Genomic DNA, 25,556 nt, shown 5'->3' with positions numbered 1-25,556 from the left:
GCGCTCCATAAAACACTTTATGAAAAAAGCAGCCCGACCTTAGGTTCTCGATGGAAACAGACTAGTGGTCGGGCCTGAGGTCTACAAATTCTAAATACTGAAAGCAGCATTCGATTAAATCGATGGCCTGCGTCCGCCGCCGGGTTGTTCGCGGGCCACGGTCAGGAAAGGGTCCACCAGAGCCGGTCGTGCCGTGCCCCGGCGCCAGGCCAGGCCTACGTCGAGGGTCTGGTTGAGGTCGGCCAGTGGCCGGGCCTCGATGATGTCGCCCTCCAGCGACCAGGGCCGGTAAGTCATGTCCGGCTGGATCGACACCCCGAGGCCTGCCGCGACCAGGCTTCGCACCGCTTCGGTGGAGGCCGTGCGCAGGGTGATGCGCGGTTGCAGGCCGGCGCCGGACCAGATGCGCTGGGCATTGCGGTCCATCTCATCGACATTGAGCTGGATCAACGGCTCCCGGGCCACATCCCCCAGGCTGATACTGTCGTGCTCGAGCAGCGGGTGCTGGGCCGGCAGCCAGAGGCGGTGCGGCGAATGGGTGAGCACTTCGGTTTGCAGGGCATGCCGATCTTCGAGGTTGGACAGGATCAGTACCCCGACATCGATCTCGCCACTGACCAGCAAATGTTCGATGTAGGGGCGCTCGTCTTCCATCACCCGGATTTCGACATTGGGGTACGCCCGCTGAAAGCGCGTTAACAGGTCGGCCAGGTAATAACCAGCGACCAGGCTGGTCACGCCGATGGTCAATTGGCCGGCAACCTGGTCGGTGCTTTGCTGCAGGCTGCGCTTGGCGTTGTCGACGGTGGCCAGGATCAGATGGGCCTGGCGCAGGAATTGATGGCCCTGGTGAGTCAGGGTCATGCCCTTGGCGTGGCGGTTGAACAGGTTGACGCCGATTTCCTGCTCCAGTTGCTGAATGGCCAGGGTCAGGGTGGATTGCGAAATGAAGACAGCCTGGGCGGCAGCAGAGATCGAGCCGGTTTCGGCCACGGCGATAAAGTGACGAATCTGGCGCAGCGTCATCATAAGAAGCGGTCTTCTCGGTGAGTTTTATCGATTTTCTTGAGTGTATATCCTTTTTATCAATGGATAATGGCCAAGTGAAAGCATTCTGTGGTGCCGCGGTATCAAATAGTCACAGGAAAAATCCGAGGTATCTGTCGGAAAGTAGACGGATAGTGGGTAGGCTCTGTCGGCTATACTCCGCCAATTTTTGCGCGTGCCGGCATTGAACGCTTGAGGGGCTGATTTTGAAAAATTGGACATTGCGCCACCGGATACTGGCGAGTTTCGCCGTGATCATCGCCATCATGATGTTGATGGTGATTGCCTCCTATTCCCGTCTGGTATCGATCGAGGCCAGTGAGGAAAGTGTCCGCACCGACAGCATTCCGGGTTTGTACAGCGCCTCGATCATGCGCAGTGCCTGGGTCGATAGTTTCGTCCTGACCCAGCGAGTGGTCGGGCTTTCCGATCATCACGTGCTGACTGTAGAGGACATCGAGCAGTACAAGAGCGCCAAGGCGCGCCTGGCAGGCAGCAAAGTCAGTTATCAGCGCACCATCCAGGAGGCCGACGACCAGGCCCGCTTCGATGAGTTTCTCCGCCTTGAAACTGTCTACGACGAGATTATGGAACGTGTTCTGGATGCCTATCGCAAACAGGACTTCGTCCTGGCCGAACGGCTGGTGCTCGATGAGCTGACGCCGGCATGGATGGCTGGTCGCAAGCACTTGAACATTGTCATCGAGCACAATCGCCAGGCCACCGAAGACGCTACCGCATCCATCGTTGCAGCTGTTTCGGCAGCCAAGATCAGCATGGGCCTGTCCTTGCTCGTGGCCGTCATCGCTGCCGCCATCTGCGGACTCTTGCTGATGCGCACCATCATGGCGCCGATGCAGCGCATCGTGAATATCCTTGAGGTCATGCGCACCGGCGACCTGAGCACCCGCCTGAACCTGGAGCGCAAGGATGAGTTCGGTGCGGTGGAAACCGGCTTCAATGACATGATGACCGAGCTGACGGCACTGGTATCCCAGGCGCAGCGTTCTTCGGTACAAGTCACCACGTCGGTGACCGAGATTGCCGCTACGTCCCGGCAGCAGCAGGCCACGGCCACCGAGACTGCGGCGACTACCACTGAGATCGGTGCGACCTCCCGCGAGATCGCGGCAACCTCCCGGGACCTGGTACGGACCATGACCGAAGTGACCTCGGCCGCCGACCAGGCCTCGATCCTCGCAGGCTCCGGCCAGCAGGGGCTGGCGCGCATGGAAGAAACCATGCACCAGGTCATGGGCGCGGCCGATCTGGTCAACGCCAAGCTGGCGATCCTCAATGAGAAGGCCGGCAACATCAACCAGGTGGTGGTGACCATCGTCAAGGTTGCCGACCAGACCAACCTTCTTTCGCTCAATGCCGCTATCGAGGCGGAAAAGGCCGGCGAATATGGCCGTGGTTTTTCCGTTGTCGCGACCGAGGTGCGGCGCCTGGCTGACCAGACCGCCGTAGCGACCTACGACATCGAGCAGATGGTCCGGGAAATCCAGTCGGCGGTGTCCGCCGGTGTCATGGGCATGGACAAGTTCTCCGAAGAAGTGCGCCGCGGTATGTTCGAGGTGCAGCAAGTCGGCGAGCAACTGACGCAGATCATTCAGCAGGTCCAGGCGCTGGCGCCACGGGTGTTGATGGTCAACGACGGGATGCAGGCCCAGGCCACTGGCGCCGAACAGATCAACCATGCCCTTGCGCAACTTGGCGACGCCAGCAGCCAGACCGTGGAATCCCTGCGTCAGGCCAGTTTTGCCATCGATGAGTTGAGTCAGGTGGCGGTCGGCCTGCGCGGCGGCGTTTCGCGTTTCAAAGTCTGAGACGCCAATGAACGAGCTTTCATCGGGTCGCGGCGCCCTGTCGACGTCGCCGAACAGACTGTTCCTGGTCTTTCGCATCGGCGCGGAACGTTTTGCCCTGCAAGCCACTGAAATTGCCGAAGTGTTGCCGCGCCTGGCCCTCAAACCGATCGCCCAGGCACCGCACTGGGTTGCCGGGGTGTTTGCCCATCGCGGCGCACTGGTGCCGGTGATCGATATCAGCGCCTTGACCTTTGGCCAGCCGGCGGCGGAGCGAACCAGCACGCGGCTGGTGCTGGTGCATTACCGCATCGATGTGCGGCGTCCGGATTTGCTCCTTGGCCTGATACTCGAACAAGCCACCGACACACTGCGCTGCAACCCTGCGGACTTTCACCCCTATGGCCTGGACAATCGCCAGGCGCCCTACCTGGGGCCCGTGCGTGAAGACGAGCTGGGTCTGTTGCAACGGATCGAAGTGGCAGACCTGCTGCCTGAAGAAGTTCGTGCGCTGTTGTTCCCGCTGCAGCCCGAGGGCGAGGGCCGGGCATGACGGATCAGCAGCGTTTTTTTCGTTTCCTTCAGGACCGCATCGGCCTGGACGCCAGCTCGGTTGGCAGCGCCATGATCGAACGTGCCGTGCGCCTGCGCTGCTCGGCGGCCAAGGCTCATGATCTGGATGACTACTGGCTGATGTTGCAGCAGTCGGTGCCCGAACAGCAGGCCCTGATCGAGGCGGTGATCGTTCCGGAGACCTGGTTCTTTCGTTACCCTGAATCCTTTGCCGCATTGGCCCGTCTGGCCTCAGAGCGCCTGGCCGAATTGAAGGGTGCCCGGCCGCTGCGCATCCTCAGCCTGCCCTGTTCGACGGGGGAGGAGCCTTACTCGATCGCCATGGCGTTGCTCGATGTCGGCATTGCCGCGCACCAATTCAAGGTGGTGGGCATCGATATCAGCCCACAGTCGCTCGAGCAGGCGGGTGGCGCGCTGTATGGACGCAATTCCTTTCGTGGTGCGAACCTGGCCTTTCGCGAACGACACTTTGTGCTGCAAGCTGGAAAGCATGCGCTCAGCAAGCGGGTTCGCAACCAGGTACAGCTTCAGGTGGGCAACATACTGGATCCGGAGCTGCTGGCCGGTGAGCCCGTTTTTGATTTCGTGTTCTGTCGCAACCTGCTGATCTATTTCGATGTGCCAACCCAGAAGCGGGTGTTCGAGGTGCTCAAGGCACTGACTTGTGAGCAAGGCGTATTGTTCATCGGCCCCGCCGAAGGCAGCTTGCTGGCACGCCTGGGCATGCGTCCGCTGGGCATCGCCCAGTCGTTTGCCTTTGTTCGGCATGACGAACCGACAGTGGTCGACCTGCCCAGGCCGCAGTCAATGGCACCGCCACCGCCACCGCCACCGCCACCGCGCCCACAGCTTGCGGCGCGTCCGCTGCCACAGGTGGTGCCGATCAGCCGGGCGCGGCCCCGGCAAGTACTCCTCGGTGAGCCAGCCAAGGCGATGCTGCCGGCGCAAGAGCCCACGACCCTGCTGGAGCAGATCGCCTCATTGGCCAACGAGGGCAAGAGCAATGAAGCGCGCGCGGCGTGTGAGCTCTATTTGCAGCGCCATGCCCCGGATGCCCAGGTGTTCTATTGGTTGGGGTTGCTCAGCGATGTGGCTGGCAAGACGCTCGAGGCCCAGGGTTTTTATCGCAAGGCGCTCTATTTGCAACCGCAACACTCCGAAGCCTTGGCGCACCTGGCGGTTCTGCTGGCCTCCCAGGGCGACATGGCGGGGGCGCGGCGCCTGCAGGAGCGCGCCAACCGTAGCGAACGTAACGCTGAAAGTGAGCGCAAACGATGATTGGCCTGACTTCGCTGAATGTCATCCAGGCGGATGCACAAGCCATTGACGACTGCTGGAACCGGATCGGGGTGCATGGCGACAAAAGTTGCCCGCTGCTGGCCGAGCATATCCATTGTCGCAATTGCGACGTGTACGCGGCCGCCGCCACCCGGCTTCTCGATCGCTATGCGTTATCCCAGACGCCGCAACAAGTCTACGCCGAGCAGCAAGTCGGGGCAGGTACTCGCTCGCTGTTGCTGTTTCGTCTGGGGGAAGAGTGGCTGGCCCTGGCGACCCGCTGCCTGGTCGAAGTGGGGCCGGTGCAGCCGGTGCATTCGCTGCCGCACCAGCGTTCCAAAGCCCTGCAGGGCGTGGCGAACGTGCGCGGGGCATTGGTTGCCTGCCTGTCGCTGGGCCAATTGCTCGGGCTTGATAGCGTTGCCGTCGGCACGCCTTCGTCGCGGGTCATGCCGCGGATGTTGATTCTCGCCGCACCCGGCGGTGCGGTGGTGGTGCCGGTCGACGAAGTCGATGGCATCCACCGGATCGACCCCGGTACCTTTGACCACGGCCAGGCCGGCGTAAGGTTCACCCAGGCCGTGTTGCAATGGAAAGGCCGCAGCGTACGCGTCCTGGATGAAGAGCAGTTATTGTCTGCCGTGACCCGGAGCCTGACATGACCCCAGAGCAGATGCGCGATGCTTCATTGCTCGAGTTGTTCAGCCTGGAGGCCGAGGCCCAGACCCAAGTCCTGAATGCCGGGCTGCTGGCGCTGGAGCGCAACCCGTCAGAGGCCCGGCAACTGGAAGCCTGCATGCGCGCGGCGCACTCGCTCAAGGGCGCGGCACGTATTGTCGGGGTCGAGGCGGGAGTCAGCGTCGCCCACGTCATGGAGGATTGCCTGGTCAGTGCCCAGGAGGGGCGCCTGTACTTGCTGCCCGAGCATATCGATGCACTGTTGCAAGGCACCGACCTGCTGATGCGCATCGCCACCCCGGGCGATACATCGAGCGGCCCGAACGAGATCGCTGCGTACCTGGCGCGGCTGGCTGGCCTGTTGGAGGCGGGAGCCGGGAATGTGCAACCGGCGCCGGCAGCATGGGTCGAGCCAGAGGTGGAGCCAGAACCGGAACCAGAGCCCGTCCCGGACCAGGAGCCCGCCTCGGATGAGCCGGAACCTGCTCCGGCCATGGCAACCGGCGCACGCAAGGGCAAGCGCGCTGCCGAAGGGGCCGAGCGAGTCTTGCGGGTGACCGCCGAGCGTTTGAACAGCCTGCTCGATCTGTCGAGCAAGTCGCTGGTCGAAACTCAGCGCCTCAAGCCGTACCTTGCGACCATGCAGCGGCTCAAGCGCATGCAGGGCCAGAGCATTCGGGCGCTGGACGACTTGAACACACAACTGCACGCCAGTGGTCAGAGTCCTGAAGTGCAGGACGCCCTGGCCCAGGTCCAGCGCCTGCTTGCTGAAACTCAGCGCATGCTGGTGCAACAGACGGTGGAGCTCGATGAGTTCGGCTGGCAGGCCGGCCAGCGCGCGCAGTTGCTCTACGATACAGCGCTGGCCTGCAGGATGCGTCCGTTTGCCGATGTACTCGCCGGGCAGGCGCGCATGGTCCGCGATCTGGGGCGCTCCCTGAACAAGCAGGTGCGCCTGGAGGTCGAGGGTGACAAGACCCAGGTCGATCGCGATGTGCTGGAAAAGCTCGAGGCACCGCTGACGCATTTGCTGCGCAATGCCGTCGACCATGGCATCGAATCACCGGAACGACGAATTCTGGTCGGCAAGCCAGCTGAAGGGTTGATCCGGCTCAGGGCTTCCCATCAGGCCGGCATGCTGGTGTTGATGATCGAGGATGACGGCGCGGGTATCGACCTTGAGCACCTGCGTCGCAGCATTGTCGAGCGGCAGTTGTCGCCGGCCGATACGGTCGCGCAACTGAGTGAAGCCGAGTTGCTGAGCTTCCTGTTCCTGCCGGGTTTCACGTTGCGCAACAAGGTGACCGAGGTGTCCGGCCGTGGGGTCGGGCTCGATGCGGTCCAGCACATGGTCCGCCAGCTGCGTGGTTCGATCACGCTTGAACAGGCAGGCGGGCAGGGCAGCCGGTTCCATCTGGAAGTGCCCTTGACCCTGTCGGTGGTGCGCAGCCTGGTGGTGGAAGTCGGTGGCGAAGCCTATGGCTTCCCGCTGGCCCATATAGAACGCACGATCGACCTGCCGACTGCAGACATCGTGCAGATCGAAGGGCGTCAGCATTTCTGGTTCGAGGGGCGGCATGTCGGGCTGGTCGCGGCCAGCCAATTGCTGAACCGGCCATCGAGCCAGGACTCGGGCGACTCTCTGGCGGTGGTGGTGATTCGCGAGCGCGATAGCGTCTACGGCGTTGCGGTCGAGCGTTTCATCGGCGAACGCACCCTGGTGGTCCTGCCCCTCGATGCGCGGCTGGGCAAGATTCAGGATATCTCTGCCGGCGCTCTGCTCGATGATGGTTCGGTGGTATTGATCATCGATGTCGAAGACATGCTCCGTTCAGTGGAGAAATTGCTCACCACCGGGCGCCTGGAGCGGATCGACCGGGGTGTGCGACAAATCAGCGAAGCGGTACGCAAGCGCATCCTGGTGGTGGACGACTCGCTGACCGTGCGTGAGTTGCAACGCAAGCTTTTGAGTAACCGTGGCTATGAGGTCGCGGTCGCGATCGATGGCATGGACGGTTGGAATGCCCTGCGCGGCGAGGATTTCGACCTGTTGATCACCGATATCGACATGCCACGCATGGACGGTATCGAGCTGGTCACGCTGCTGCGTCGGGACAGTCGCCTGCAGTCGCTGCCGGTCATGGTAGTGTCTTACAAGGATCGAGAAGAAGATCGGCGACGTGGACTGGACGCAGGCGCCGACTACTATCTGGCAAAAGCCAGTTTTCATGACGATGCCCTGCTCGATGCAGTGGTGGAGTTGATCGGGGGAGCTCAAGGATGAAGATCGCCATTGTCAACGATATGCCCATGGCCGTGGAGGCCTTGCGCCGGGCCCTGGCGTTCGAACCGGAACACCAGGTGGTGTGGGTCGCCAGTAATGGCGCCGAAGCCGTGCGCCTGTGCGCTGAATCGACGCCGGATCTGATCCTGATGGATCTGATCATGCCGGTGATGGATGGCGTGGAAGCAACCCGCCTGATCATGGCCTCGACCCCTTGCGCCATTGTCATCGTCACGGTCGATCGCCAGCAGAATGTTCATCGCGTGTTCGAGGCCATGGGCCACGGCGCCCTGGATGTCGTCGATACACCAACACTGGGCGCCGGTAATGCGCGGGAGGCTGCCGCGCCGCTGTTGCGCAAGATCCTCAACATCGGCTGGCTGATCGGTCAGCGCAATCCTGCATTGCAGACGGTCGACACGCCGTTGCGTGAAGTCGCCAAGCGCCAGGGCCTGGTCGCCATCGGCTCTTCGGCGGGCGGTCCGGCCGCGCTGGAAGTCCTGTTGAAAGGGTTGCCGGAAAATTTTCCTGCCGCGATCGTGCTGGTGCAGCATGTGGATCAGGTCTTTGCCGCAGGCATGGCCGAGTGGCTGGGCAGTGCCTCGGGGCTGCCGGTACGCCTGGCCCGCGATGGCGAGCCGCCGCAGAAGGGTACGGTGCTGCTGGCGGGTACCAATCACCACATCCGCTTATTGAAAAACGGCACACTGGCCTATACCGCCGAGCCGGTCCATGAGATCTACCGGCCTTCAATCGATGTGTTTTTCGAAAGCGTGGCCCATCACTGGCGCGGCGATGCCGTCGGCGTGCTGTTGACCGGCATGGGCCGCGATGGCGCTCAAGGGCTCAAGTTGATGCGTCAGCAGGGATTTTTGACGATCGCCCAGGATCAACAAAGTAGTGCGGTCTTCGGTATGCCGAAAGCTGCGGCGGCGATCGATGCCGCTGTCGAGGTGCGATCGCTGGATCGAATCGCACCGCGACTCAAGGAGATTTTTTTGAAATGAACCCGATTCAGTCCCTGGTGACAGCGCATGCATGATCTACCCATCGACGGTTTCAAGGCCGCCAACGAAAACGCCGCCATGGTTTTGCTGGTCGATGACCAGGCGATGATCGGCGAAGCGGTACGCCGCGGTCTGGCCCAGGAAGAGAATATCGACTTTCACTTCTGCGCCGACCCTCATCAGGCCATTGCCCAGGCGGTCCGGATCAAGCCGACGGTCATCCTGCAGGACCTGGTCATGCCGGGGCTCGATGGCCTGACGTTGGTGCGCGAATACCGCAACCACCCGGCTACCCGGGATATTCCGATTATCGTGCTCTCGACCAAGGAAGATCCGCTGGTCAAGAGTGCGGCGTTCGCAGCCGGGGCCAACGATTACCTGGTGAAACTGCCGGACAATATCGAGCTGGTCGCACGCATCCGTTATCACTCGCGCTCCTATCTGACACTGCTGCAGCGCGATGAAGCCTACCGGGCCCTGCGGGTCAGCCAGCAGCAACTGCTCGACACCAACCTGGTCCTGCAAAAGCTGATGAACTCTGATGGCCTGACCGGGCTGTCCAATCGCCGGCATTTCGACGAGTACATGGAGCTGGAATGGCGCCGGGCGATGCGCGAACAGGCGCAATTGTCGCTTTTGATGATTGATGTCGACTATTTCAAATCATATAACGACAATTTCGGCCATCTTGATGGGGACGAGGCCTTGCGCAAGGTGGCCGAGGCCATTCGCGAGTCGTGCAGTCGGCCATCCGATCTTCCAGCACGCTACGGCGGTGAAGAGTTCGTGCTGGTCTTGCCCAACACCTCCCATGGCGGTGCTCGGCTGCTGGCCGAAAAGCTGCGCCAGACCATCGAGGCGCTGCAGATTCCCCATGTGTCCCCGGAACCCGGTTCCAGCCTGACCGTCAGCATCGGCCTGGCGACCATGGTCCCGCAGGTCGGTAGCCACTGTCGGCAGCTGATTTCGGCGGCGGACAAGGGGCTGTATCTGGCCAAGCACAACGGTCGCAATCAGGTTGGCGTCGATTAAAAAGTAACCGTTTGGCCCAAAAGTCGGCGAGAAGGGGCGTTTTCGTCGGAGCCGGCTGCCGGGCGGGCTGCCGCGCGCACCTGAGTGCGTTATACTCTCCGGCTTTTGACACGTTACGTACGAGTGCTGCCCGCCATGGAAATCAACCCGATCCTTAACACTATCAAGGACCTGTCCGAGCGCTCCGAAACTATTCGGGGGTATCTTTGACTACGATCAAAAGCATGAGCGCCTGACCGAAGTCAATCGCGAGCTTGAAGATCCGTCTGTCTGGAACAAACCCGAGTACGCCCAGGAGCTGGGGCGCGAGCGCTCCGCACTGGCACAGATCGTCGAGACCCTGGACGAACTGTCCGGCGGTCTGGCCGATTGCCGTGACCTGCTCGACATGGCCGTCGAAGAAGACGACGAAGGCGCTGTCGGCGATGTCGTCGCCGAACTCGAACGCCTGAACGAAGCCCTCGCCAAGCTCGAATTCCGTCGCATGTTCAGCGGCGAAATGGACATGAACAACGCCTACCTGGATATCCAGGCCGGCTCCGGCGGCACCGAAGCCCAGGACTGGGCCAACATCCTGCTGCGCATGTACCTGCGCTGGGCCGACAAGCGTGGCTTCGACGCCACCATCATGGAACTGTCGGCCGGTGAAGTCGCCGGTATCAAGGGCGCAACCGTGCACATCAAGGGCGAGTACGCCTTCGGTTGGCTGCGTACCGAAATCGGCGTGCACCGCCTGGTGCGCAAGAGCCCGTTCGACTCCGGCAACCGTCGCCACACCTCGTTCTCGGCGGTGTTCGTTTCCCCCGAGATCGACGACAAGGTTGAAATCGAGATCAACCCGGCGGACCTGCGCATCGACACCTACCGTTCCTCCGGTGCCGGTGGTCAGCACGTAAACACCACCGACTCGGCCGTACGTATCACCCACGTACCGACCAACACCGTGGTCAGCTGCCAGAACGAACGCTCCCAGCACGCGAACAAGGACACCGCCATGAAAATGCTGCGGGCCAAGTTGTACGAGCAGGAGATGCAGAAGCGCAATGCCGCTTCCCAGGCGCTGGAAGACAGCAAGTCCGACATCGGCTGGGGTCACCAGATCCGTTCCTACGTGCTCGACGCGTCGCGGATCAAGGACCTGCGCACCAACATCGAACGCAGCGACTGCGACAAGGTGCTCGACGGTGATATCGACGAATACCTGGAAGCCAGCCTCAAGCAGGGGCTGTAACGCGACAACCGGCGGCGGCAACCGCTTGCTCCTCTGTGGGAGCGGGCTTGCCCGCGATCCCTTGCCAACGGCAAGGGTGCAATGAACCCGTGATGGAAAAATGTGACGACATGAGCGACCTCAAACTCGACCCGCAAGACCTGCAACAGGAAGAAAACGCCCTGATCGCCCTGCGCAAGGAAAAGCTTGCCGCAGAACGCGCCAAGGGCCAGGCCTTCCCCAACGACTTCCGCCGTGACAACTACTGCAACGACCTGCAGAAACAGTATGTCGACAAGACCAAGGAAGAGCTGGAAGCTGCAGCGATTCCGGTCAAGGTTGCTGGTCGCATCATGCTCAACCGTGGCTCGTTCATGGTGATCCAGGACATGACCGGTCGTATCCAGGTCTACGTCAATCGCAAGACCTTGCCGGAAGAAACCCTGGCCGCGGTCAAGACCTGGGACATGGGCGACATCATCGCCGCCGAAGGCACCCTGGCTCGTTCCGGCAAGGGCGACCTGTACGTCGAGATGACCAACGTGCGCCTGCTGACCAAGTCACTGCGCCCGCTGCCCGACAAGCACCACGGCCTGACCGATACCGAGCAGCGCTACCGCCAGCGTTACGTTGACCTGATCGTCAACGAAGAAGTGCGCCAGACCTTCCGTGTGCGTTCGCAAGTCATCGCCCACATCCGCAGCTTCCTGATGAAGCGTGACTTCCTGGAAGTGGAAACGCCGATGCTGCAAACCATTCCCGGTGGTGCTGCGGCCAAGCCGTTCGAGACTCACCACAACGCGCTGGACATGGAAATGTTCCTGCGTATCGCGCCTGAGCTATACCTCAAGCGCCTGGTTGTCGGCGGCTTCGAAAAGGTCTTCGAGATCAACCGCAACTTCCGTAACGAAGGCGTATCGACCCGGCACAACCCCGAGTTCACCATGCTCGAGTTCTACCAGGCCTACGCTGATTACGAAGACAACATGGACCTGACCGAAGAACTGTTCCGCGAGCTGGCGCAGCTGGTACTGGGCAGCACCGACGTGCCTTACGGCGACAAGGTGTTCCACTTCGGTGAGCCGTTCGTCCGTCTGTCGGTGTTCGACTCGATCCTCAAGTACAACCCAGAGCTGACCGCCGATGATCTGAACGACATCGACAAGGCCCGCGACATTGCCAAGAAGGCCGGCGCCAAGGTGCTCGGTTTCGAAGGCCTGGGCAAGCTGCAGGTGATGATTTTCGAAGAGCTGGTCGAGCACAAGCTGGAGCAGCCGCACTTCATCACCCAGTATCCGTTCGAAGTATCGCCGCTGGCCCGTCGCAACGACGAGAACCCGAACGTCACCGACCGCTTCGAGCTGTTCATCGGTGGCCGCGAAATCGCCAACGCCTATTCGGAGTTGAACGACGCCGAAGACCAGGCCGAGCGTTTCATGGCTCAGGTGGCCGACAAGGACGCGGGTGACGATGAAGCCATGCACTACGATGCCGACTTCGTTCGCGCCCTGGAGTACGGCATGCCGCCGACGGCCGGTGAAGGTATCGGCATCGACCGCCTGGTGATGCTGCTGACCAACTCACCGTCGATTCGCGATGTGATCCTGTTCCCGCACATGCGGCCGCAAGCCTGATCGCTGTGAACAAGCCGCCTTCTCAGGCGGCTTTTTCTTGCCTGAAAAAAACTGATCCAACGGACAATTTTTGAGGAAAGCCTTTCGTGACTCCTGCAATGGCTCTACAAGGTGCTGCTGGCGTTGCCACAGCAGTGGCGGAAAGTGTTCAGTATCAAGGCCGCAAGGCCAGCCGCCAGGGTAGCGAGCAGCGTCGCCAGGAGATCCTCGACGCGGCCATGCGCATTGTCGTGCGCGATGGCGTGCGTGGTGTGCGTCATCGTGCCGTGGCCGCCGAGGCGGGCGTTCCGCTGTCGGCCACGACCTACTACTTCAAGGATATCGACGACCTGCTGACCGATACCTTTGCCCAGTACGTCGAGCGCAGCGCGGCGTTCATGGCCAAGCTCTGGGAGAGTACCGAGATCATCCTGCGTCAGTTGCTCGCCCAGGCCAGTAATGTGCCATTGTCGCGTGGGCAACTGGCCGACGAGATCGCGAAAATGACCGCCGATTATGTACAGCGGCAATTGTTGATGCGGCGTGACTACCTCATGGCCGAGCAGGCCTTTCGCCAGGAGGCCTTGCTCAGCCCGCGACTGGCCGAACTGGTCTGCTCGCACCAGCAGATTCTGCTCCAGGGCACCTGCCAGTTGCTGCAGGTATTGGGCTCGCGCGAGCCCCAGCAGGATGCCAAAGTGTTGACGGCGATTATCGGACGGATGGAATATCAGGGGCTGCTCAAAAACGAGCAACCGCATTGCGACGCCGAAATGCTCGGCATTCTCTCGCGGTTTATGCATTTGGTGCTGGCTTCGGAGTAACGCGTGGTCCTGTCTGGGAGAGCTGAATGAAAGCCTGGCGCCTGGTATTCGCCTTGTCGTTTGTGTTGTTGAGTGGTTGCCTGGTGACCTTCAAGGAGCCGATCCCGGCCAGCCAGGCCGCACCGGTTGGCCTGTTGGGAAAATGGACCAGCAAGGACGCCTGGGGCGAGTCGCGCAAGCTGGAGATCAGCCGCTCGGGCACTAATCTGTACAAGGCGGTCAGTTATCCCAAGGGCCACAAATCGGCCAAAGAGGAGTACGGTTTTACCGTCTCCCGCCACGGCAATCGCTGGTATGTATCGGCCGCTGTGCCGAAGCAGTTCGGTGCGAACTATGCCATCGCTGGTTTCGATCTGAGCGATACCAACGAGCTTGTGGTTTACAGCCTGGACATCGAACGCATCGAGCAGGCACTGCAGCAAAAGGCACTCAATGGCGAAGAATTCGAAACCAGTGAGGGTGAAGGCATGCTGATCACCAGTAGCCTGGACAAGGTTTTCGCCTATCTGGATGACCCGGCCAACTCCGACCTGTTCGTCGAAGTGGCGCGTTTCCAGCGGCCAGCCAAGTAATCGAACGAGAAGGAGCTTTGGGTGGACGACTACCAGCAGACGATACGCACGCTGTCTGACCGCATCGTGCTGGCGCAGGCGCCGATTCGCGTGCTTGATGCGGTGAAGTGGGACGACAGCATTCGCCAGGGTTTCCTCGATGCCAAGGGCCGGGAGATGCCGGCGGTCGACCGCGCCTACTACGAAGGGCGACCGCTGTCGTTCGACTCCAGTGCAGTGAAGCTGGAGTTCCAGAACATCGAGCGTGATATCACGCGTCAATTGGGCCAGTTCAACCCGGTCGGGCAGATCATGCGGCGCATGTGCAAGGAATACCGCATGGTGCTGCGCATGCTCGAAGCGCGCGGCACCGAGGATTTCGGGCTGATCTCCCAGGAACTGTACGGCGCGGCCTCCGATGCTTTCCATGCCGGTGACCCGACCCTGTCGGACCTGGGCATCATGCTCTCCGATTACCTGAACAATATCGACGTGCGCGGCGACCTCAAGGACGAGCCCAAGAACCTCACGGCCAAGCAGGCCGTGGAGATGCTTCAGGGCCGCCTGAACAAGGTATTCGGGGAAGCCGAAGACACCATTCGCGTGTTCGAGTCCGACGGCATCGTCGCCGATGCGGCAGCCGGTGCCGACTACATCAAGATCCGCACCGATGCCATGTTCAACAGCCGCGATGTCAGGGCCCTTGAAGTACACGAAGGCCTGGTGCATGTCGGCACCACGCTCAATGGCCTGAACCAGCCGATCTGTACCTTCCTGGCCAAGGGGCCACCTTCTTCGACTGTGACCCAGGAGGGGTTGGCGATCCTGATGGAAGTGATTGCCTTCGCTTCCTACCCGAGTCGGTTGCGCAAGCTCACCAACCGCACCCGCGCCATCCATATGGTCGAGGAGGGCGCCGACTTCCTGCAGGTCTACGAGTTCTTCCGTGACCAGGGTTTCGAAATGGCCGAAGCTTACGGCAACGCCAGCCGGGTGTTCCGCGGCTCGGTGCCCAATGGCCTGCCATTTACCAAAGACTTGTCCTACCTCAAGGGCTTTATCATGGTTTACAACTACATTCAGTTGGCCGTGCGTAAAGGCAAGCTCGAACAGATTCCGTTGCTGTTCTGTGGCAAGGCTACCCTTGAAGACATGCGGACCCTGCGCCTGTTGGTCGATGAAGGCCTGGTCGTGCCGCCCAAGTACCTGCCGGAGCAGTTCCGTGACCTGAACGCCCTGTCGGCCTGGATGTGCTTCTCCAACTTCCTCAACCACCTGAGCCTGGACCGTATTGAAGCGGACTACTCGAACATTCTTTAGCAGGCTCATCGGGGCGCTCGGCCTCATCGCATTGCTGTCGGGGCTGAGCGGCTGCAGCTCGTTGCTGTTCTACCCCGAGCCTGGCTTGCCTTTCACCCCGAAAAAAGCCCACCTGGAATACAGCGACGTCTACTTCAAGGCTGCCGATGGCACTCGCCTGCACGGCTGGTGGCTGCCGGTCAAGGCGGGTGTGCCGCTCAAGGGCACGGTACTGCATTTGCACGGCAACGGCGGCAACCTGGCCTGGCACCTGGGCGGCAGTTGGTGGCTGCCGGCAAAGGGGTATCAAGTCCTGCTGCTCGATTACCGCGGCTATGGAGTGAGCGAGGGCAAGCCCGAACTGCCGGAGGTCTACCAGGACATCGACGCGGCGATGGACTGGTTGCAACAAGCCCCGCAAGTGCAGGGCAGACCGCTGGTGTTGCTGGGCCAGAGCCTCGGTGGTGCCCTGGCCGTGCACTATCTGGTCGAGCACCCTGAACAGCGCGAGCGGTTCAAGGCCCTGGTGTTCGATGGAGTGCCGGCCAGCTATCGCGATGTGGGGCAGTCTGCCCTGAGCTCCTCATGGCTCCTCTGGCCGCTGCAGGTGCCGTTGTCCTGGCTGGTTCCGGATGGCGACAGTGCAATTCGATCGATGGATCGACTGACTGGGGTGCCGAAACTGTTCTTCCAGAGCATCGACGATACAATCGTGCCTCTTTCCAATGGCATCCAACTGTATCAAGCTGCGCCGCCGCCCAGGGTCCTGCAGCTGACCCGAGGTGGGCACGTGCAAACCTTTTTCGACCCGACCTGGCGCAAGGTCATGCTGCGGTTTCTGGATGACCCGCAGCACTTCAACGGGCTGCGACGGTTGGCGGAGGTTCCGAACTATCCGCAGGCTGCGCCCGTGCCGCCTTCCGACGATGAACCTTCCGAGAGTCCGCAATGAGTGAAGAACGTAACGCCATCCCCCTGATCATCACGGGAATCTGCAGCATCCTCGGCACCGTGGGTGCCCTGTGGTACTACGGGTACCTGCATTTCGCCAAACCGGAAGATGCGCTGCTGCTGTCCGACTTCACCATGCTCAAGACCATTCCGGGGGAGGATTACAAGGTGTCCCTGGACCCCGCACCGCAAGTGGCGCAGTGCATCGATGGCGTGCTGGTGCTGTTCGATACCGAGCAGAAGGGGCTGACCGGTGTGCTGGTTGATCGCAAGAAGCAGGCGGTGCGGTGCATGGGGCAGGAGACGCCGCAGAAGGTTGAGTAAGGCTTGTAATTGATATCGTCTTTTCGGGCCTCATCGCTGGCAAGCCAGCTCCCACAGGGTTGTGGCGCACACAAAACCACTGTGGGAGCTGGCTTGCCAGCGATGACGTCAGCCCAGGCGACACAAAAAGCAATTAGTGCTTCTGCTCATCATTCTGGGCAGAAAGATCATGCAGATACCGCCGCGACAACGCCAGAAACCGCGGCGTAGGCCCAATATCCTCATACAGCGGATCACCCTCTTCGTCAGTGGCAATCACCAGTTGTCCCTTGACGTAGGGGAAGCTGGTTTCCAGCTCTTCCAGCGCAGCCCCGAGCAGTTCACCCAGCAGTTCCTCCGGCTGACGTTTTGGGTACATCTCGGCGATCGCCGCCAGGCGTGCAGCCGATTCCACGTCCAGATGCAGGCTATAGGCAGTCTTGGTCAGGCGGCCCTTGGCATTTTGTTCCCAGTGTTGGGCAAGCTCGCGAATTTTCATATGAACCTCACCGCCTGGGCGGCACAAAACCCTCATGGGGCGTTTGTTCAGATTAGCCCTGTTTAACCTTGGTCGCCTTGTAACCGGGCGGCGGGCTGGGGCACTCTGTCTGTTGAGTGGTGTTTTCCTGAAGTGGCCGATGCTGGAGAGAAGACCGATGACCGATATCGACGCGCGCTTGCGCGAGGACGTCCATCTGCTGGGCGAGTTGCTGGGCAATACCATTCGCGAGCAGCATGGCGATGCGTTTCTGGAGAAGATCGAGCGCATTCGCCGAGGGGCCAAGGCTGACCGACGCAGCACGGACATCAGTGCCGAGCAACTGAGCTCCAGCCTCAATGATTTGAGCGAAGACGAACTGCTGCCCGTTGCCCGGGCCTTCAATCAATTTCTCAACCTGGCCAATATCGCCGAACAGTACCAACTGATTCGCCGCCGCGACGCCCACCAGCCTGAGCCCTTCGAGGCCCGGGTGCTGCCGGAATTGCTGGCGCGACTCAAGGCCGCAGGCCACAGCGACGAAGCCCTGGCCCGGCAATTGGGGCGCCTGGACATCGAGCTGGTGCTCACTGCACACCCGACCGAAGTGGCTCGTCGCACCCTGATCCAGAAGTACGACGCCATTGCCGCGCAGCTGGCGGCCCAGGACCATCGTGATCTGATCCCCGCCGAGCGCGAACAGATCAAGCGACGCCTGGAACGCCTGATCGCCGAAGCCTGGCACACCGAAGAAATCCGCCGTACCCGACCGACCCCGGTCGACGAAGCCAAATGGGGCTTTGCCGTCATCGAGCATTCGCTCTGGCAGGCGATCCCGAGCTACCTGCGCAAGGCCGACAAGGCGCTGCATGACGCCACCGGCTTGCACCTGTCGCTGGAGGCTGCCCCCATCCGTTTCGCGTCCTGGATGGGCGGTGACCGTGACGGCAATCCGAATGTCACCGCTGCGGTGACGCGCGAAGTGCTGTTGCTGGCGCGCTGGATGGCCGCCGACCTGTTCCTGCGCGATGTCGATAACCTGGCTGCCGAGTTGTCCATGCAGCAGGCCAACGCTGCATTGCGCGAAGTGGTCGGCGACAGTGCCGAACCCTACCGGGCGCTGCTCAAGCGCTTGCGCGAACGGCTGCGGGCAACCCGTAACTGGGCCCAGGCATCGTTGCCCGAGACTCAGCCGGCGTCGGCCGAGGTTCTGCACAGCAACCGTGAACTCATTGCAACGCTGGAGTTGTGCTTTCAGTCCTTGCACGAGTGCGGCATGGGCGTCATCGCCAACGGCCCGCTGCTTGACTGCCTGCGTCGGGCGGTGACCTTCGGCTTGTTCCTGGTGCGCCTGGATATCCGTCAGGACGCGGCGCGACACACGGCAGCATTGAGCGAAATTACCGATTACCTGGGCCTGGGGCGCTACGGCGACTGGGACGAAGAGACACGTATCGCCTTCCTGCAAAAAGAGCTGAACAACCGCCGCCCCTTGCTGCCGGCACATTTCAGGGCCCAGGACGAAACCGCCGAAGTCCTGGCGACCTGTCGCGAAATTGCCGCCGCACCGGCGGACTCGCTGGGCTCATACGTAATCTCCATGGCCGGTGCTGCCTCCGATGTGCTGGCCGTGCAATTGCTGCTCAAGGAAGCCGGCGTGATGCGACCGATGCGGGTCGTGCCGCTGTTCGAGACCCTGGCGGACCTGGACAACGCGGGGCCGGTGATGCAACGACTGTTGCTGTTGCCGGGCTATCGCGCCGGTTTGCAGGGGCCGCAGGAGGTCATGATCGGCTATTCCGACTCGGCCAAGGACGCCGGTACCACGGCTGCCGCCTGGGCCCAGTACCGGGCGCAGGAAACACTGGTGCGGATCTGTCGCGAGCAGCAAGTCGAGTTGGTGTTGTTCCACGGTCGTGGCGGCACCGTGGGGCGCGGCGGCGGCCCGGCGCATGCGGCGATCCTGTCGCAGCCGCCGGGATCGGTGGCCGGGCGCTTCCGCACCACCGAACAGGGCGAGATGATTCGTTTCAAGTTCGGCCTGCCGGACATCGCCGAACAGAACCTCAATCTGTACCTGGCAGCGGTGCTGGAAGCGACCTTGCTGCCGCCACCACCCCCGGAGCCCGCGTGGCGCTCGCTGATGGACGAGCTGGCCGCCGACGGTGTCCAGGCGTACCGCAGCGTGGTGCGCGACAACCCGCAATTCGTCGAGTATTTCCGCGAGTCGACGCCAGAGCAGGAGCTGGGACGGTTGCCATTGGGCAGCCGCCCGGCCAAGCGCAGGGCCGGTGGCATAGAAAGCCTGCGGGCCATTCCATGGATCTTCGGCTGGACCCAGACGCGGTTGATGTTGCCGGCCTGGCTGGGCTGGGAGGCGGCGCTCGGCAAGGCCCTGGAACGCGGGCAGGGGCCGTTGCTGGCGAGCATGCGTGAACAGTGGCCGTTCTTCCGTACACGCATCGATATGCTGGAGATGGTTTTGGCCAAGGCCGACGCCGATATTGCCCGACTCTACGACGAACGTCTGGTGCAACCGGAACTGCGACCTTTGGGTGCACATTTGCGCGACCTATTGTCGCAGGCGTGTACGATCGTGCTGGGTCTGACCGGACAGTCGGTGTTGCTGGCACATAGCCCTGACACACTGGAATTCATCCGCTTGCGCAATACGTATCTGGACCCGCTGCATTTATTGCAGGCCGAGCTGCTGGCCCGATCACGGGTACGCGAGACGGCTCTGGACAGCCCTCTGGAGCAAGCGCTGCTGGTGACTGTCGCCGGAATTGCGGCCGGTTTGCGTAATACCGGCTGAGTCTGGCAAGCTCGAATAAAAGAAAAAACGACCACCCGAATGCGGCGAAAGTGACATCCCTTGCGCCCATTCGAGTGGGGTTGCACTTTGGTCAACCCGGTGCAAAAGCGTCCACCGGCTGCCACTTTGTCGCACTTTCGACGGCTTGTGTGGCACAAGTGTGCTGTGTATCTTGATCAGCCTTTGGCCCGATTTGTGGCCTGCACCAGATTCTGGGATTGGCCCCTGTGGCGAGTCCGACGACTTTCATATAAAAAATTGAGGAGCACATCGATGCGCGTCATTCTGCTGGGAGCTCCCGGGGCCGGTAAAGGTACTCAGGCACAGTTCATCACTGAAAAGTTCGGTATTCCACAGATCTCCACCGGCGACATGCTGCGTGCCGCGGTCAAGGCTGGCACCGAGCTGGGCATCAAGGCCAAGAGCATCATGGACGCCGGTGGCCTGGTCTCCGACGACCTGATCATCGCCCTGGTCAAGGACCGTATTGCCCAGGCCGATTGCGCCAAGGGTTTCCTGTTCGACGGCTTCCCGCGCACCATCCCACAGGCTGAAGCCCTGGTGACTGCCGGTATCGAGCTGGACGCCGTGGTCGAGATCGCCGTCGAAGACGAAGAGATCGTTCAGCGTATCGCTGGCCGCCGTGTTCATGAAGGCTCGGGTCGCGTTTACCACGTCGTCTACAACCCGCCGAAAGTGGCTGGCAAGGACGATGTGACCGGCGAAGACCTGGTTCAACGCAAAGACGACACCGAAGAAACCGTGCGCAAGCGCCTGGCTGTCTACCACGAGCAGACCAAGCCGCTGGTAGACTTCTACCAGAAACTGTCTGCCGCCAACGGCAAGCCGAAGTACAGCCGCATTGAAGGTGTGGGCTCGGTCGAAGCCATCACCGCCAAGGTGTTCGCTGCATTGAACTGATCATCGCTGCGATGTTCATACAACGGCCCGCTTGCGGGCCGTTGTTGTTTATAATGCCGCCCTCTTTTTCATTCGCCTGGAACCCCCGATGACCACCTTGCTGGCCCTGGATACCGCCACTGAAGCCTGCTCCGTTGCCTTGCTGCATGACGGCAAGATCCTGAGCCACTATGAGGTGATCCCGCGCCTGCACGCGCAAAAGCTGCTGCCGATGATCAAGGACCTGCTGGCCGAAGCCGGGACCAGCCTGTCGGCAGTCGATGCCATCGCCTTCGGCCGCGGCCCTGGTGCCTTTACCGGTGTGCGCATTGCCATCGGCGTGGTGCAAGGCCTGGCCTTTGCCCTGGAGCGCCCGGTCTTGCCGGTGTCGAACCTGGCGTTGCTGGCCCAGCGGGCCTGGCGCGAACACGGTGCGCGGCAGGTGGCTGCGGCCATCGATGCGCGCATGGATGAAGTGTATTGGGGTTGCTACCAGGAGAACGCAGGGGAGATGCGCCTGGTCGGTGCCGAGGCGGTGCTGCCGCCGGAGAAGGCCTGCCTGCCAGCCGAGGCGAGCGGTGAATGGTTCGGTGCCGGCACTGGCTGGGGTTATGCCGACCGTATTCCAGTGGCCCTGAGTGGCCAGGACGCGACGCTGTTGCCGCACGCGCTGGATTTGCTGACCCTCGCCCAGTTCGCCTGGGGGCGGGGTGAAGGCATTGCGGCCGACCTGGCTCAACCGGTTTACCTGCGCGACAAAGTGGCTACGCCGAAGGCGCGGTGACGGGCAGTTCGTCGGCTTTTTTTGCGTCGAATCAAACCTTTTTCATTATCTGTGGTCCAGTTATCAGTCGTACATTTGCGCAGTGAGCAAAGTGCAACTAAATTGCCATCATCGATCATGAGAAGACCGTTATGCGAATAGACGGAGTTTCCTCACATTCCTATCCCGTCAAGCGCCAGCCTCGCAAAGGCAGGGTGCTGATCGATGATGCGGTCGAGGATCTGGATGGTGAATACGAAGTTCGCACCGACCCTGCTTCCGTCTCTAGCAATGCCCCGCGCGCCCAGGGCAGCCGCATCGGCACCCTGCCGGCCCGTCAGCAGGACATGATCTTTCCACGCGCCCGCAACAGTCGGGTTGCTACCGCATTGGCCAGCTACCTCACCACAGCCAGCCTCGGCGACTGGGAAATGGAAGTGATGGGGCTCGACCTGTATATTTGAGCGGATGACCGATCCGCAACTGCCTTACTACCTCGGATGCCCGTCCTGGAGCGAAAACGCCTGGCGCGAGTACCTGTATCCGGATAACGCCAAACCCGTCGATTTCCTCTCGTTGTACGCCCAGGTGTTCAACGCTGTCGAAGGCAATACTACCTTCTATGCCCGGCCCGCACCGGCCACCGTCGAACGCTGGGCCCAGTGCATGCCCGAGCATTTTCGGTTCACCGCCAAATTCCCCCGTGACATCAGCCACAGCGGTGACCTGCGTCAGCAGGTGACGGCAGCCGAAGACTTTTTCTCATTGCTCAAACCCTTGGGTCAGCGCGTCTCGCCATTTTGGTTGCAGTTGCCGGCCACCTTCTCGCCAATGCAGTTGGCGGAGCTGGCGGGTTTTCTCGATGCGCTCGACCGGCCATTGGCCGTCGAGGTGCGGCATCCGGCGTTCTTTGCCAAGGGCGATGAAGAGCGGCTGCTCAACCGCATACTGCTCGATCGTGGTGTGGAGCGCATTTGCCTGGACCCGCGCGCCTTGTTCAGTTGCAACTCCAGTGCCCCGGCCGTGCTTCACGCACAATCGAAGAAGCCTCGGGTGCCGCCGCGTCCGGCAGCCTTCAGCCAATCGCCGCAGGTACGTTTCATTGGCCATCCCGAGCTTGCCGCCAACGAGCCGTTCCTGCTGCCCTGGCTGGACAAGGTGGCCGGCTGGATCGAGGAAGGACGCACGCCCTACATCTTCCTGCACACCTCCGACAACTACCTTGCCCCGGCCCTGGCGCAGCGCTTTCATCGCGGCCTGATGGAACGATTGCCGGGCCTGCCGGCCTTACCTGAGCTATACAGAGAGCCTGTCAGTGAGCAGCTCGGGTTACTCTGAGCCAGTTGATCCTCAAGGAGTGTGCATATGGATGTTCAAACCCTTCGAGCCCAGGCGTTCAAAGCCTTGCATGAGCGTGATGGGGCCTTTGTGATTCCCAACCCGTGGGATGCGGGGTCGGCGAAACTGCTTGCAAGCCTGGGCTTCGAAGCCTTGGCGACCACCAGTGCGGGCCTGGCGTTCTCGCTGGGTCGGCCCGATGGCGAAGGCGCGATTTCCCGCGAAGAAACCTTGATCAATGCCAGGTCGATAGTCGATGCCACGGCGTTACCGGTGGCGGCGGATCTCGAGAACGGCTTTGCCGACGATCCCGAAGGCTGCGCCGAGACCATCCGCCAGGCTGCCGCGGCAGGCCTGGTGGGCGGCTCGATCGAAGATGCCACGGGTCTTGCCGAGGCGCCGATCTATCCTTTCGCTCACGCGGTCGCGCGGGTCGAAGCGGCCGTGGCGGCGGCGCGCAGTCTGCCGTTCCCGTTCATGCTCACCGCCCGGGCGGAAAACTTCTTGAATGGCCGCATGGACCTGGATGACACCATTGCCCGCCTGCAGGCATTTGCCGAGGCCGGAGCCGACGTACTGTATGCGCCGGGTTTGCGCACCCGCGAAGAGATTGCTGCCGTAGTGCAAGCCTTGGCACCCAAGCCGGTGAATGTGTTGATGGGGCTCAGTGGTGTCAGGCTGACGGTCGATGAATTGAGCGATCTGGGCGTCAAGCGCATCAGCGTTGGGTCTTCACTGGCGAGGGCGGCGTATGGCGCATTCTTCAGGGCTGCCGAAGACATTGCCGGCCATGGCCGGTTCGACTTCGCCGAGCAGGCTATGCCCTTTGCGCAGTTGAATCAGTTGTTCAAGCGCTGAGCCTGTAGTTTAGTGATTGCAATCCATTTTCCCGCATATTTTTCGGAAATTTCCGATTTACTCTAAATCCCCTTGTATCGAGTCTAGGGCCTGGCAATTGGCCCTAACTCAGCTTATTCGTACAAGGAGTTCAATCCATGGCTAAGGGATATTTCATCCGCCTGGGCGACAAGACCACCTGCGGTGGCGCAGTTCAGGAAGCAGATACACGCGTCATGATGTTTGGCATCGCCCATGCTCGTGAAGGTGATCGGGTCACCTGCGGGAAGGATGGAAAGACCTATGTGATCACGGGCGGAGTCTCATACATCACGAGTAACGGCAGGCGCGTGGCCGGACATCTGGATAGCTTCAGCAATTGCCCCTGCAAAGCTGAACTGACTCCTACGATTTTCAACGCCAGCTATGAGTCGAGCCGAAGCGCTGCACCGCAGGCCCGCCGAACAATGGCTCAATCGGCTTCCCCAGCCGCAACCAACAGCCCGCCAGCACCACGCCAATCCAGTTTCGCTTCTTCGAACAATCCAGCACCCGCGATCTACGGCAGCCCAGACGCCCTGGAGCCGGGCTTCTACATCGTGCCCCACAGCATGTCCGGTGAGCAGGTCCTGCGCCAGCTCAATCCCTACCCGGCGGCGCAGTTGATCAATCGACTCAAGCAGCTCAACCCCTCCTTTGGCTACGGCTTCAAGGCCGGCGAACTCTTCGTCCTCGGCGACCCGTACAACCCAACGGCCTGCACCCGCGAGGATGCCGCCATGATGGCCGCAGCCGCCCAGGTGCGCGAAGCCTTGGCGCCACTGAGCGCAGAAGAAGCCAACTTCATGGCGCGCCATTTGGGCGAAATTGCCCTTCTCACCGGCGGTGCGAGCGAAGCGATGGGCGTCGGCAAGGATATGCTCGACAAGGGGCTCAAGCAGGTCGAAGGCACCCTGCGCAGCCTTGAGCTTTTGCACCAACGGGAATTCACGGCCCATGGACACCTGCGAAGCAAGACGTTCTTCGATACGCGCCATCAGCTCTACGGCCAGCTTGACGCCCAGTTGAAAACCACCTTCTTCAACAAGCAAGTCGACCTCGGCAGTTACGACAGCCTGCGTCGCGACCTGGGTATGGCCAGTAGTAGCCCGGTGCATCACTGGAGCCGTTCCGGCGCCTCCGGGTACATACTCGGGTATGCCACGTATATGGAGCAGATCGCCAAGGCGGCCAAGTACCTGAAGTATGGGGGCTATATTGGCGTCGGATTGGGTGGTTTCTCTTCCTATGCCAAAGTTCAGGAGGTTTGCCGGGCTGGTGAAACCCAGGAGTGCCGGAAGATTCGATTTACCGAGACGGGTAGTTTCTTTGGAGGGATGGCTGGCGGCAGCCTGGTGGGATTGCTTGCTAGTCCTGTGGCTGGCCCTATCTGTGTGGCCGTCGGCTTAGGAACAGCAGGAGTTGGCACAGCGCTCTGCGCCATCGTGGTCGTAGGAGGGGCGTCTTACGCAGGTGGAGTCGGTGGGGAAGCAGCAGGTGAGTGGATGGGAGACTTTATTTTCGGGACGCTTAACCCATGACAACATTTTGGAGTTCTTGGTGGGCTTTTGCTTTTATGTTAGCCCCCTTTCTGGTCGGCTTTTCAGGTATGGCGATAAACGCTTACACAACACATCACGACTTGGAGAAAATGAAAGCCGTTTTTCGCAATAGTCAATTTTTGACTACTACCATGCGATTTTTGGCAGGTTTCAGCTTTTTTTCTCGCATGATAGAAACCGGCGTTATTGCAGGGGCAGTGTTATGGCCGAAGCAATTTCTCAAGCATGGTCTGCTCGACCCCAACGAGTTACGCAACTTTCCTGCGCACCTCAAGCGGCGGCTGGCTATTTCGATTTACCTGACATGGACAGGAGGGGCTTGGCTGTTTTTGGCAGTTGGTCTACTCAAGCTCACAGAAGGCTGAA

At 61.2% G+C, this 25,556-nt stretch carries 24 protein-coding genes; 22 read left to right on the top strand and 2 right to left on the bottom strand.

Annotated features, from left to right (window positions below; translation table 11 throughout):
* Positions 1-114: 114 nt before the first annotated feature.
* Positions 115-1,029: a LysR family transcriptional regulator gene (locus F2S13_RS08600; RefSeq protein WP_166360044.1), complete on the bottom strand. Its 915-nt coding sequence runs from the start codon at positions 1,027-1,029 to the stop codon at positions 115-117.
* Between the two features lie 224 nt (positions 1,030-1,253).
* Between F2S13_RS08600 and F2S13_RS08595 the strand changes: the two genes are divergently transcribed.
* From F2S13_RS08595 to F2S13_RS08530, 14 genes are all read left to right on the top strand, one after another.
* Complete coding sequence (locus tag F2S13_RS08595; RefSeq protein WP_166360043.1) at positions 1,254-2,876, top strand: methyl-accepting chemotaxis protein; 1,623 nt, start codon at positions 1,254-1,256, stop codon at positions 2,874-2,876.
* Positions 2,877-2,883: 7 nt separating this feature from the next.
* A complete protein-coding gene (locus F2S13_RS08590) occupies positions 2,884-3,408 on the top strand; it encodes a chemotaxis protein CheW (RefSeq protein WP_166360042.1) in 525 nt (174 codons plus the stop codon).
* On the top strand, positions 3,405-4,706 hold the full coding sequence (locus F2S13_RS08585; protein WP_166360041.1) for a CheR family methyltransferase: 1,302 nt from the start codon (positions 3,405-3,407) through the stop codon (positions 4,704-4,706). Before F2S13_RS08590 ends, F2S13_RS08585 begins: the two co-directional genes overlap by 4 nt.
* On the top strand, positions 4,703-5,368 hold the full coding sequence (locus F2S13_RS08580) for a chemotaxis protein CheW (RefSeq protein WP_166360040.1): 666 nt from the start codon (positions 4,703-4,705) through the stop codon (positions 5,366-5,368). The genes F2S13_RS08585 and F2S13_RS08580 overlap by 4 nt, the downstream gene beginning before the upstream one ends.
* Positions 5,365-7,668: a hybrid sensor histidine kinase/response regulator gene (locus tag F2S13_RS08575; protein WP_166360039.1), complete on the top strand. Its 2,304-nt coding sequence runs from the start codon at positions 5,365-5,367 to the stop codon at positions 7,666-7,668. The genes F2S13_RS08580 and F2S13_RS08575 overlap by 4 nt, the downstream gene beginning before the upstream one ends.
* Positions 7,665-8,675, top strand: coding sequence for a chemotaxis response regulator protein-glutamate methylesterase (gene cheB / locus F2S13_RS08570; protein ID WP_166360038.1), 1,011 nt, complete (start codon positions 7,665-7,667; stop codon positions 8,673-8,675). Before F2S13_RS08575 ends, cheB begins: the two co-directional genes overlap by 4 nt.
* Before the next feature lie 27 nt (positions 8,676-8,702).
* Complete coding sequence (locus F2S13_RS08565; RefSeq protein WP_166360037.1) at positions 8,703-9,707, top strand: response regulator; 1,005 nt, start codon at positions 8,703-8,705, stop codon at positions 9,705-9,707.
* Positions 9,708-9,842: 135 nt separating this feature from the next.
* Positions 9,843-10,938, top strand: a protein-coding gene (gene prfB, locus F2S13_RS08560; protein ID WP_166360036.1) for a peptide chain release factor 2 whose coding sequence is annotated in 2 segments (ribosomal slippage) — positions 9,843-9,914 and positions 9,916-10,938 — 1,095 coding nt in all. Because the reading frame shifts where the segments join, the coding sequence is not laid out codon by codon here.
* A gap of 110 nt (positions 10,939-11,048) precedes the next feature.
* Positions 11,049-12,551, top strand: a complete 1,503-nt coding sequence (gene lysS / locus F2S13_RS08555; protein ID WP_166360035.1) for a lysine--tRNA ligase — start codon at positions 11,049-11,051, stop codon at positions 12,549-12,551.
* 98 nt (positions 12,552-12,649) lie between these two features.
* Positions 12,650-13,354, top strand: a complete 705-nt coding sequence (locus tag F2S13_RS08550) for a TetR/AcrR family transcriptional regulator (RefSeq protein WP_166360178.1) — start codon at positions 12,650-12,652, stop codon at positions 13,352-13,354.
* Positions 13,355-13,380: 26 nt separating this feature from the next.
* The gene (locus F2S13_RS08545; protein ID WP_166360034.1) at positions 13,381-13,926 is read left to right on the top strand and encodes a hypothetical protein; all 546 of its coding nucleotides are present in this window, start codon (positions 13,381-13,383) and stop codon (positions 13,924-13,926) included.
* Positions 13,927-13,947: 21 nt separating this feature from the next.
* Positions 13,948-15,225, top strand: coding sequence for a flavohemoglobin expression-modulating QEGLA motif protein (locus F2S13_RS08540; protein WP_166360033.1), 1,278 nt, complete (start codon positions 13,948-13,950; stop codon positions 15,223-15,225).
* 7 nt (positions 15,226-15,232) lie between these two features.
* Positions 15,233-16,156: an alpha/beta fold hydrolase gene (locus tag F2S13_RS08535; RefSeq protein WP_166360177.1), complete on the top strand. Its 924-nt coding sequence runs from the start codon at positions 15,233-15,235 to the stop codon at positions 16,154-16,156.
* Positions 16,153-16,479: a PA3694 family proteiin gene (locus F2S13_RS08530; protein ID WP_166360032.1), complete on the top strand. Its 327-nt coding sequence runs from the start codon at positions 16,153-16,155 to the stop codon at positions 16,477-16,479. The genes F2S13_RS08535 and F2S13_RS08530 overlap by 4 nt, the downstream gene beginning before the upstream one ends.
* A gap of 133 nt (positions 16,480-16,612) precedes the next feature.
* On the opposite strand, the gene F2S13_RS08525 is transcribed toward F2S13_RS08530, so the two are convergent.
* Positions 16,613-16,957, bottom strand: a complete 345-nt coding sequence (locus F2S13_RS08525) for a pilin assembly protein (protein ID WP_166360031.1) — start codon at positions 16,955-16,957, stop codon at positions 16,613-16,615.
* A gap of 157 nt (positions 16,958-17,114) precedes the next feature.
* On the opposite strand from F2S13_RS08525, the gene ppc reads away from it, so the two are divergent.
* From ppc to F2S13_RS08485, 8 genes are all read left to right on the top strand, one after another.
* Positions 17,115-19,751: a phosphoenolpyruvate carboxylase gene (ppc, locus tag F2S13_RS08520; protein WP_166360030.1), complete on the top strand. Its 2,637-nt coding sequence runs from the start codon at positions 17,115-17,117 to the stop codon at positions 19,749-19,751.
* Between the two features lie 273 nt (positions 19,752-20,024).
* The gene (gene adk / locus F2S13_RS08515; RefSeq protein WP_166360029.1) at positions 20,025-20,672 is read left to right on the top strand and encodes an adenylate kinase; all 648 of its coding nucleotides are present in this window, start codon (positions 20,025-20,027) and stop codon (positions 20,670-20,672) included.
* A gap of 88 nt (positions 20,673-20,760) precedes the next feature.
* Positions 20,761-21,435: a tRNA (adenosine(37)-N6)-threonylcarbamoyltransferase complex dimerization subunit type 1 TsaB gene (gene tsaB, locus F2S13_RS08510; RefSeq protein ID WP_166360028.1), complete on the top strand. Its 675-nt coding sequence runs from the start codon at positions 20,761-20,763 to the stop codon at positions 21,433-21,435.
* 131 nt (positions 21,436-21,566) lie between these two features.
* Entirely contained in the window at positions 21,567-21,878 is a 312-nt protein-coding gene (locus tag F2S13_RS08505) for a hypothetical protein (protein WP_166360027.1), read from the top strand.
* 4 nt (positions 21,879-21,882) lie between these two features.
* Positions 21,883-22,752, top strand: coding sequence for a DUF72 domain-containing protein (locus tag F2S13_RS08500; protein ID WP_166360026.1), 870 nt, complete (start codon positions 21,883-21,885; stop codon positions 22,750-22,752).
* A gap of 27 nt (positions 22,753-22,779) precedes the next feature.
* Positions 22,780-23,610, top strand: a complete 831-nt coding sequence (locus F2S13_RS08495) for an isocitrate lyase/PEP mutase family protein (protein ID WP_166360025.1) — start codon at positions 22,780-22,782, stop codon at positions 23,608-23,610.
* Positions 23,611-23,747: 137 nt separating this feature from the next.
* Positions 23,748-25,169: a PAAR domain-containing protein gene (locus F2S13_RS08490; protein ID WP_166360024.1), complete on the top strand. Its 1,422-nt coding sequence runs from the start codon at positions 23,748-23,750 to the stop codon at positions 25,167-25,169.
* Positions 25,166-25,555 (top strand): hypothetical protein, encoded by a 390-nt coding sequence (locus F2S13_RS08485; protein ID WP_166360023.1) that lies wholly within the window; start codon positions 25,166-25,168, stop codon positions 25,553-25,555. Before F2S13_RS08490 ends, F2S13_RS08485 begins: the two co-directional genes overlap by 4 nt.
* Position 25,556 lies beyond the last annotated feature (1 nt).

It is taken from the genome of Pseudomonas akapageensis, assembly GCF_011355085.1.
GTDB lineage: Bacteria > Pseudomonadota > Gammaproteobacteria > Pseudomonadales > Pseudomonadaceae > Aquipseudomonas > Aquipseudomonas akapageensis.
This window is presented reverse-complemented; position numbering and strand designations above follow the sequence as displayed.

Coding starts and splice junctions, on each gene's coding strand:
- F2S13_RS08600 (WP_166360044.1), bottom strand. CDS start 1,029: ATGATGACGCTGCGCCAGATTCGTCACTTTATCGCCGTGGCCGAAACC.
- F2S13_RS08590 (WP_166360042.1), top strand. CDS start 2,884: ATGAACGAGCTTTCATCGGGTCGCGGCGCCCTGTCGACGTCGCCGAAC.
- F2S13_RS08585 (WP_166360041.1), top strand. CDS start 3,405: ATGACGGATCAGCAGCGTTTTTTTCGTTTCCTTCAGGACCGCATCGGC.
- F2S13_RS08580 (WP_166360040.1), top strand. CDS start 4,703: ATGATTGGCCTGACTTCGCTGAATGTCATCCAGGCGGATGCACAAGCC.
- F2S13_RS08575 (WP_166360039.1), top strand. CDS start 5,365: ATGACCCCAGAGCAGATGCGCGATGCTTCATTGCTCGAGTTGTTCAGC.
- cheB (WP_166360038.1), top strand. CDS start 7,665: ATGAAGATCGCCATTGTCAACGATATGCCCATGGCCGTGGAGGCCTTG.
- F2S13_RS08565 (WP_166360037.1), top strand. CDS start 8,703: ATGCATGATCTACCCATCGACGGTTTCAAGGCCGCCAACGAAAACGCC.
- lysS (WP_166360035.1), top strand. CDS start 11,049: ATGAGCGACCTCAAACTCGACCCGCAAGACCTGCAACAGGAAGAAAAC.
- F2S13_RS08550 (WP_166360178.1), top strand. CDS start 12,650: ATGGCTCTACAAGGTGCTGCTGGCGTTGCCACAGCAGTGGCGGAAAGT.
- F2S13_RS08545 (WP_166360034.1), top strand. CDS start 13,381: ATGAAAGCCTGGCGCCTGGTATTCGCCTTGTCGTTTGTGTTGTTGAGT.
- F2S13_RS08530 (WP_166360032.1), top strand. CDS start 16,153: ATGAGTGAAGAACGTAACGCCATCCCCCTGATCATCACGGGAATCTGC.
- F2S13_RS08525 (WP_166360031.1), bottom strand. CDS start 16,957: ATGAAAATTCGCGAGCTTGCCCAACACTGGGAACAAAATGCCAAGGGC.
- ppc (WP_166360030.1), top strand. CDS start 17,115: ATGACCGATATCGACGCGCGCTTGCGCGAGGACGTCCATCTGCTGGGC.
- adk (WP_166360029.1), top strand. CDS start 20,025: ATGCGCGTCATTCTGCTGGGAGCTCCCGGGGCCGGTAAAGGTACTCAG.
- tsaB (WP_166360028.1), top strand. CDS start 20,761: ATGACCACCTTGCTGGCCCTGGATACCGCCACTGAAGCCTGCTCCGTT.
- F2S13_RS08505 (WP_166360027.1), top strand. CDS start 21,567: ATGCGAATAGACGGAGTTTCCTCACATTCCTATCCCGTCAAGCGCCAG.
- F2S13_RS08500 (WP_166360026.1), top strand. CDS start 21,883: ATGACCGATCCGCAACTGCCTTACTACCTCGGATGCCCGTCCTGGAGC.
- F2S13_RS08495 (WP_166360025.1), top strand. CDS start 22,780: ATGGATGTTCAAACCCTTCGAGCCCAGGCGTTCAAAGCCTTGCATGAG.
- F2S13_RS08490 (WP_166360024.1), top strand. CDS start 23,748: ATGGCTAAGGGATATTTCATCCGCCTGGGCGACAAGACCACCTGCGGT.
- F2S13_RS08485 (WP_166360023.1), top strand. CDS start 25,166: ATGACAACATTTTGGAGTTCTTGGTGGGCTTTTGCTTTTATGTTAGCC.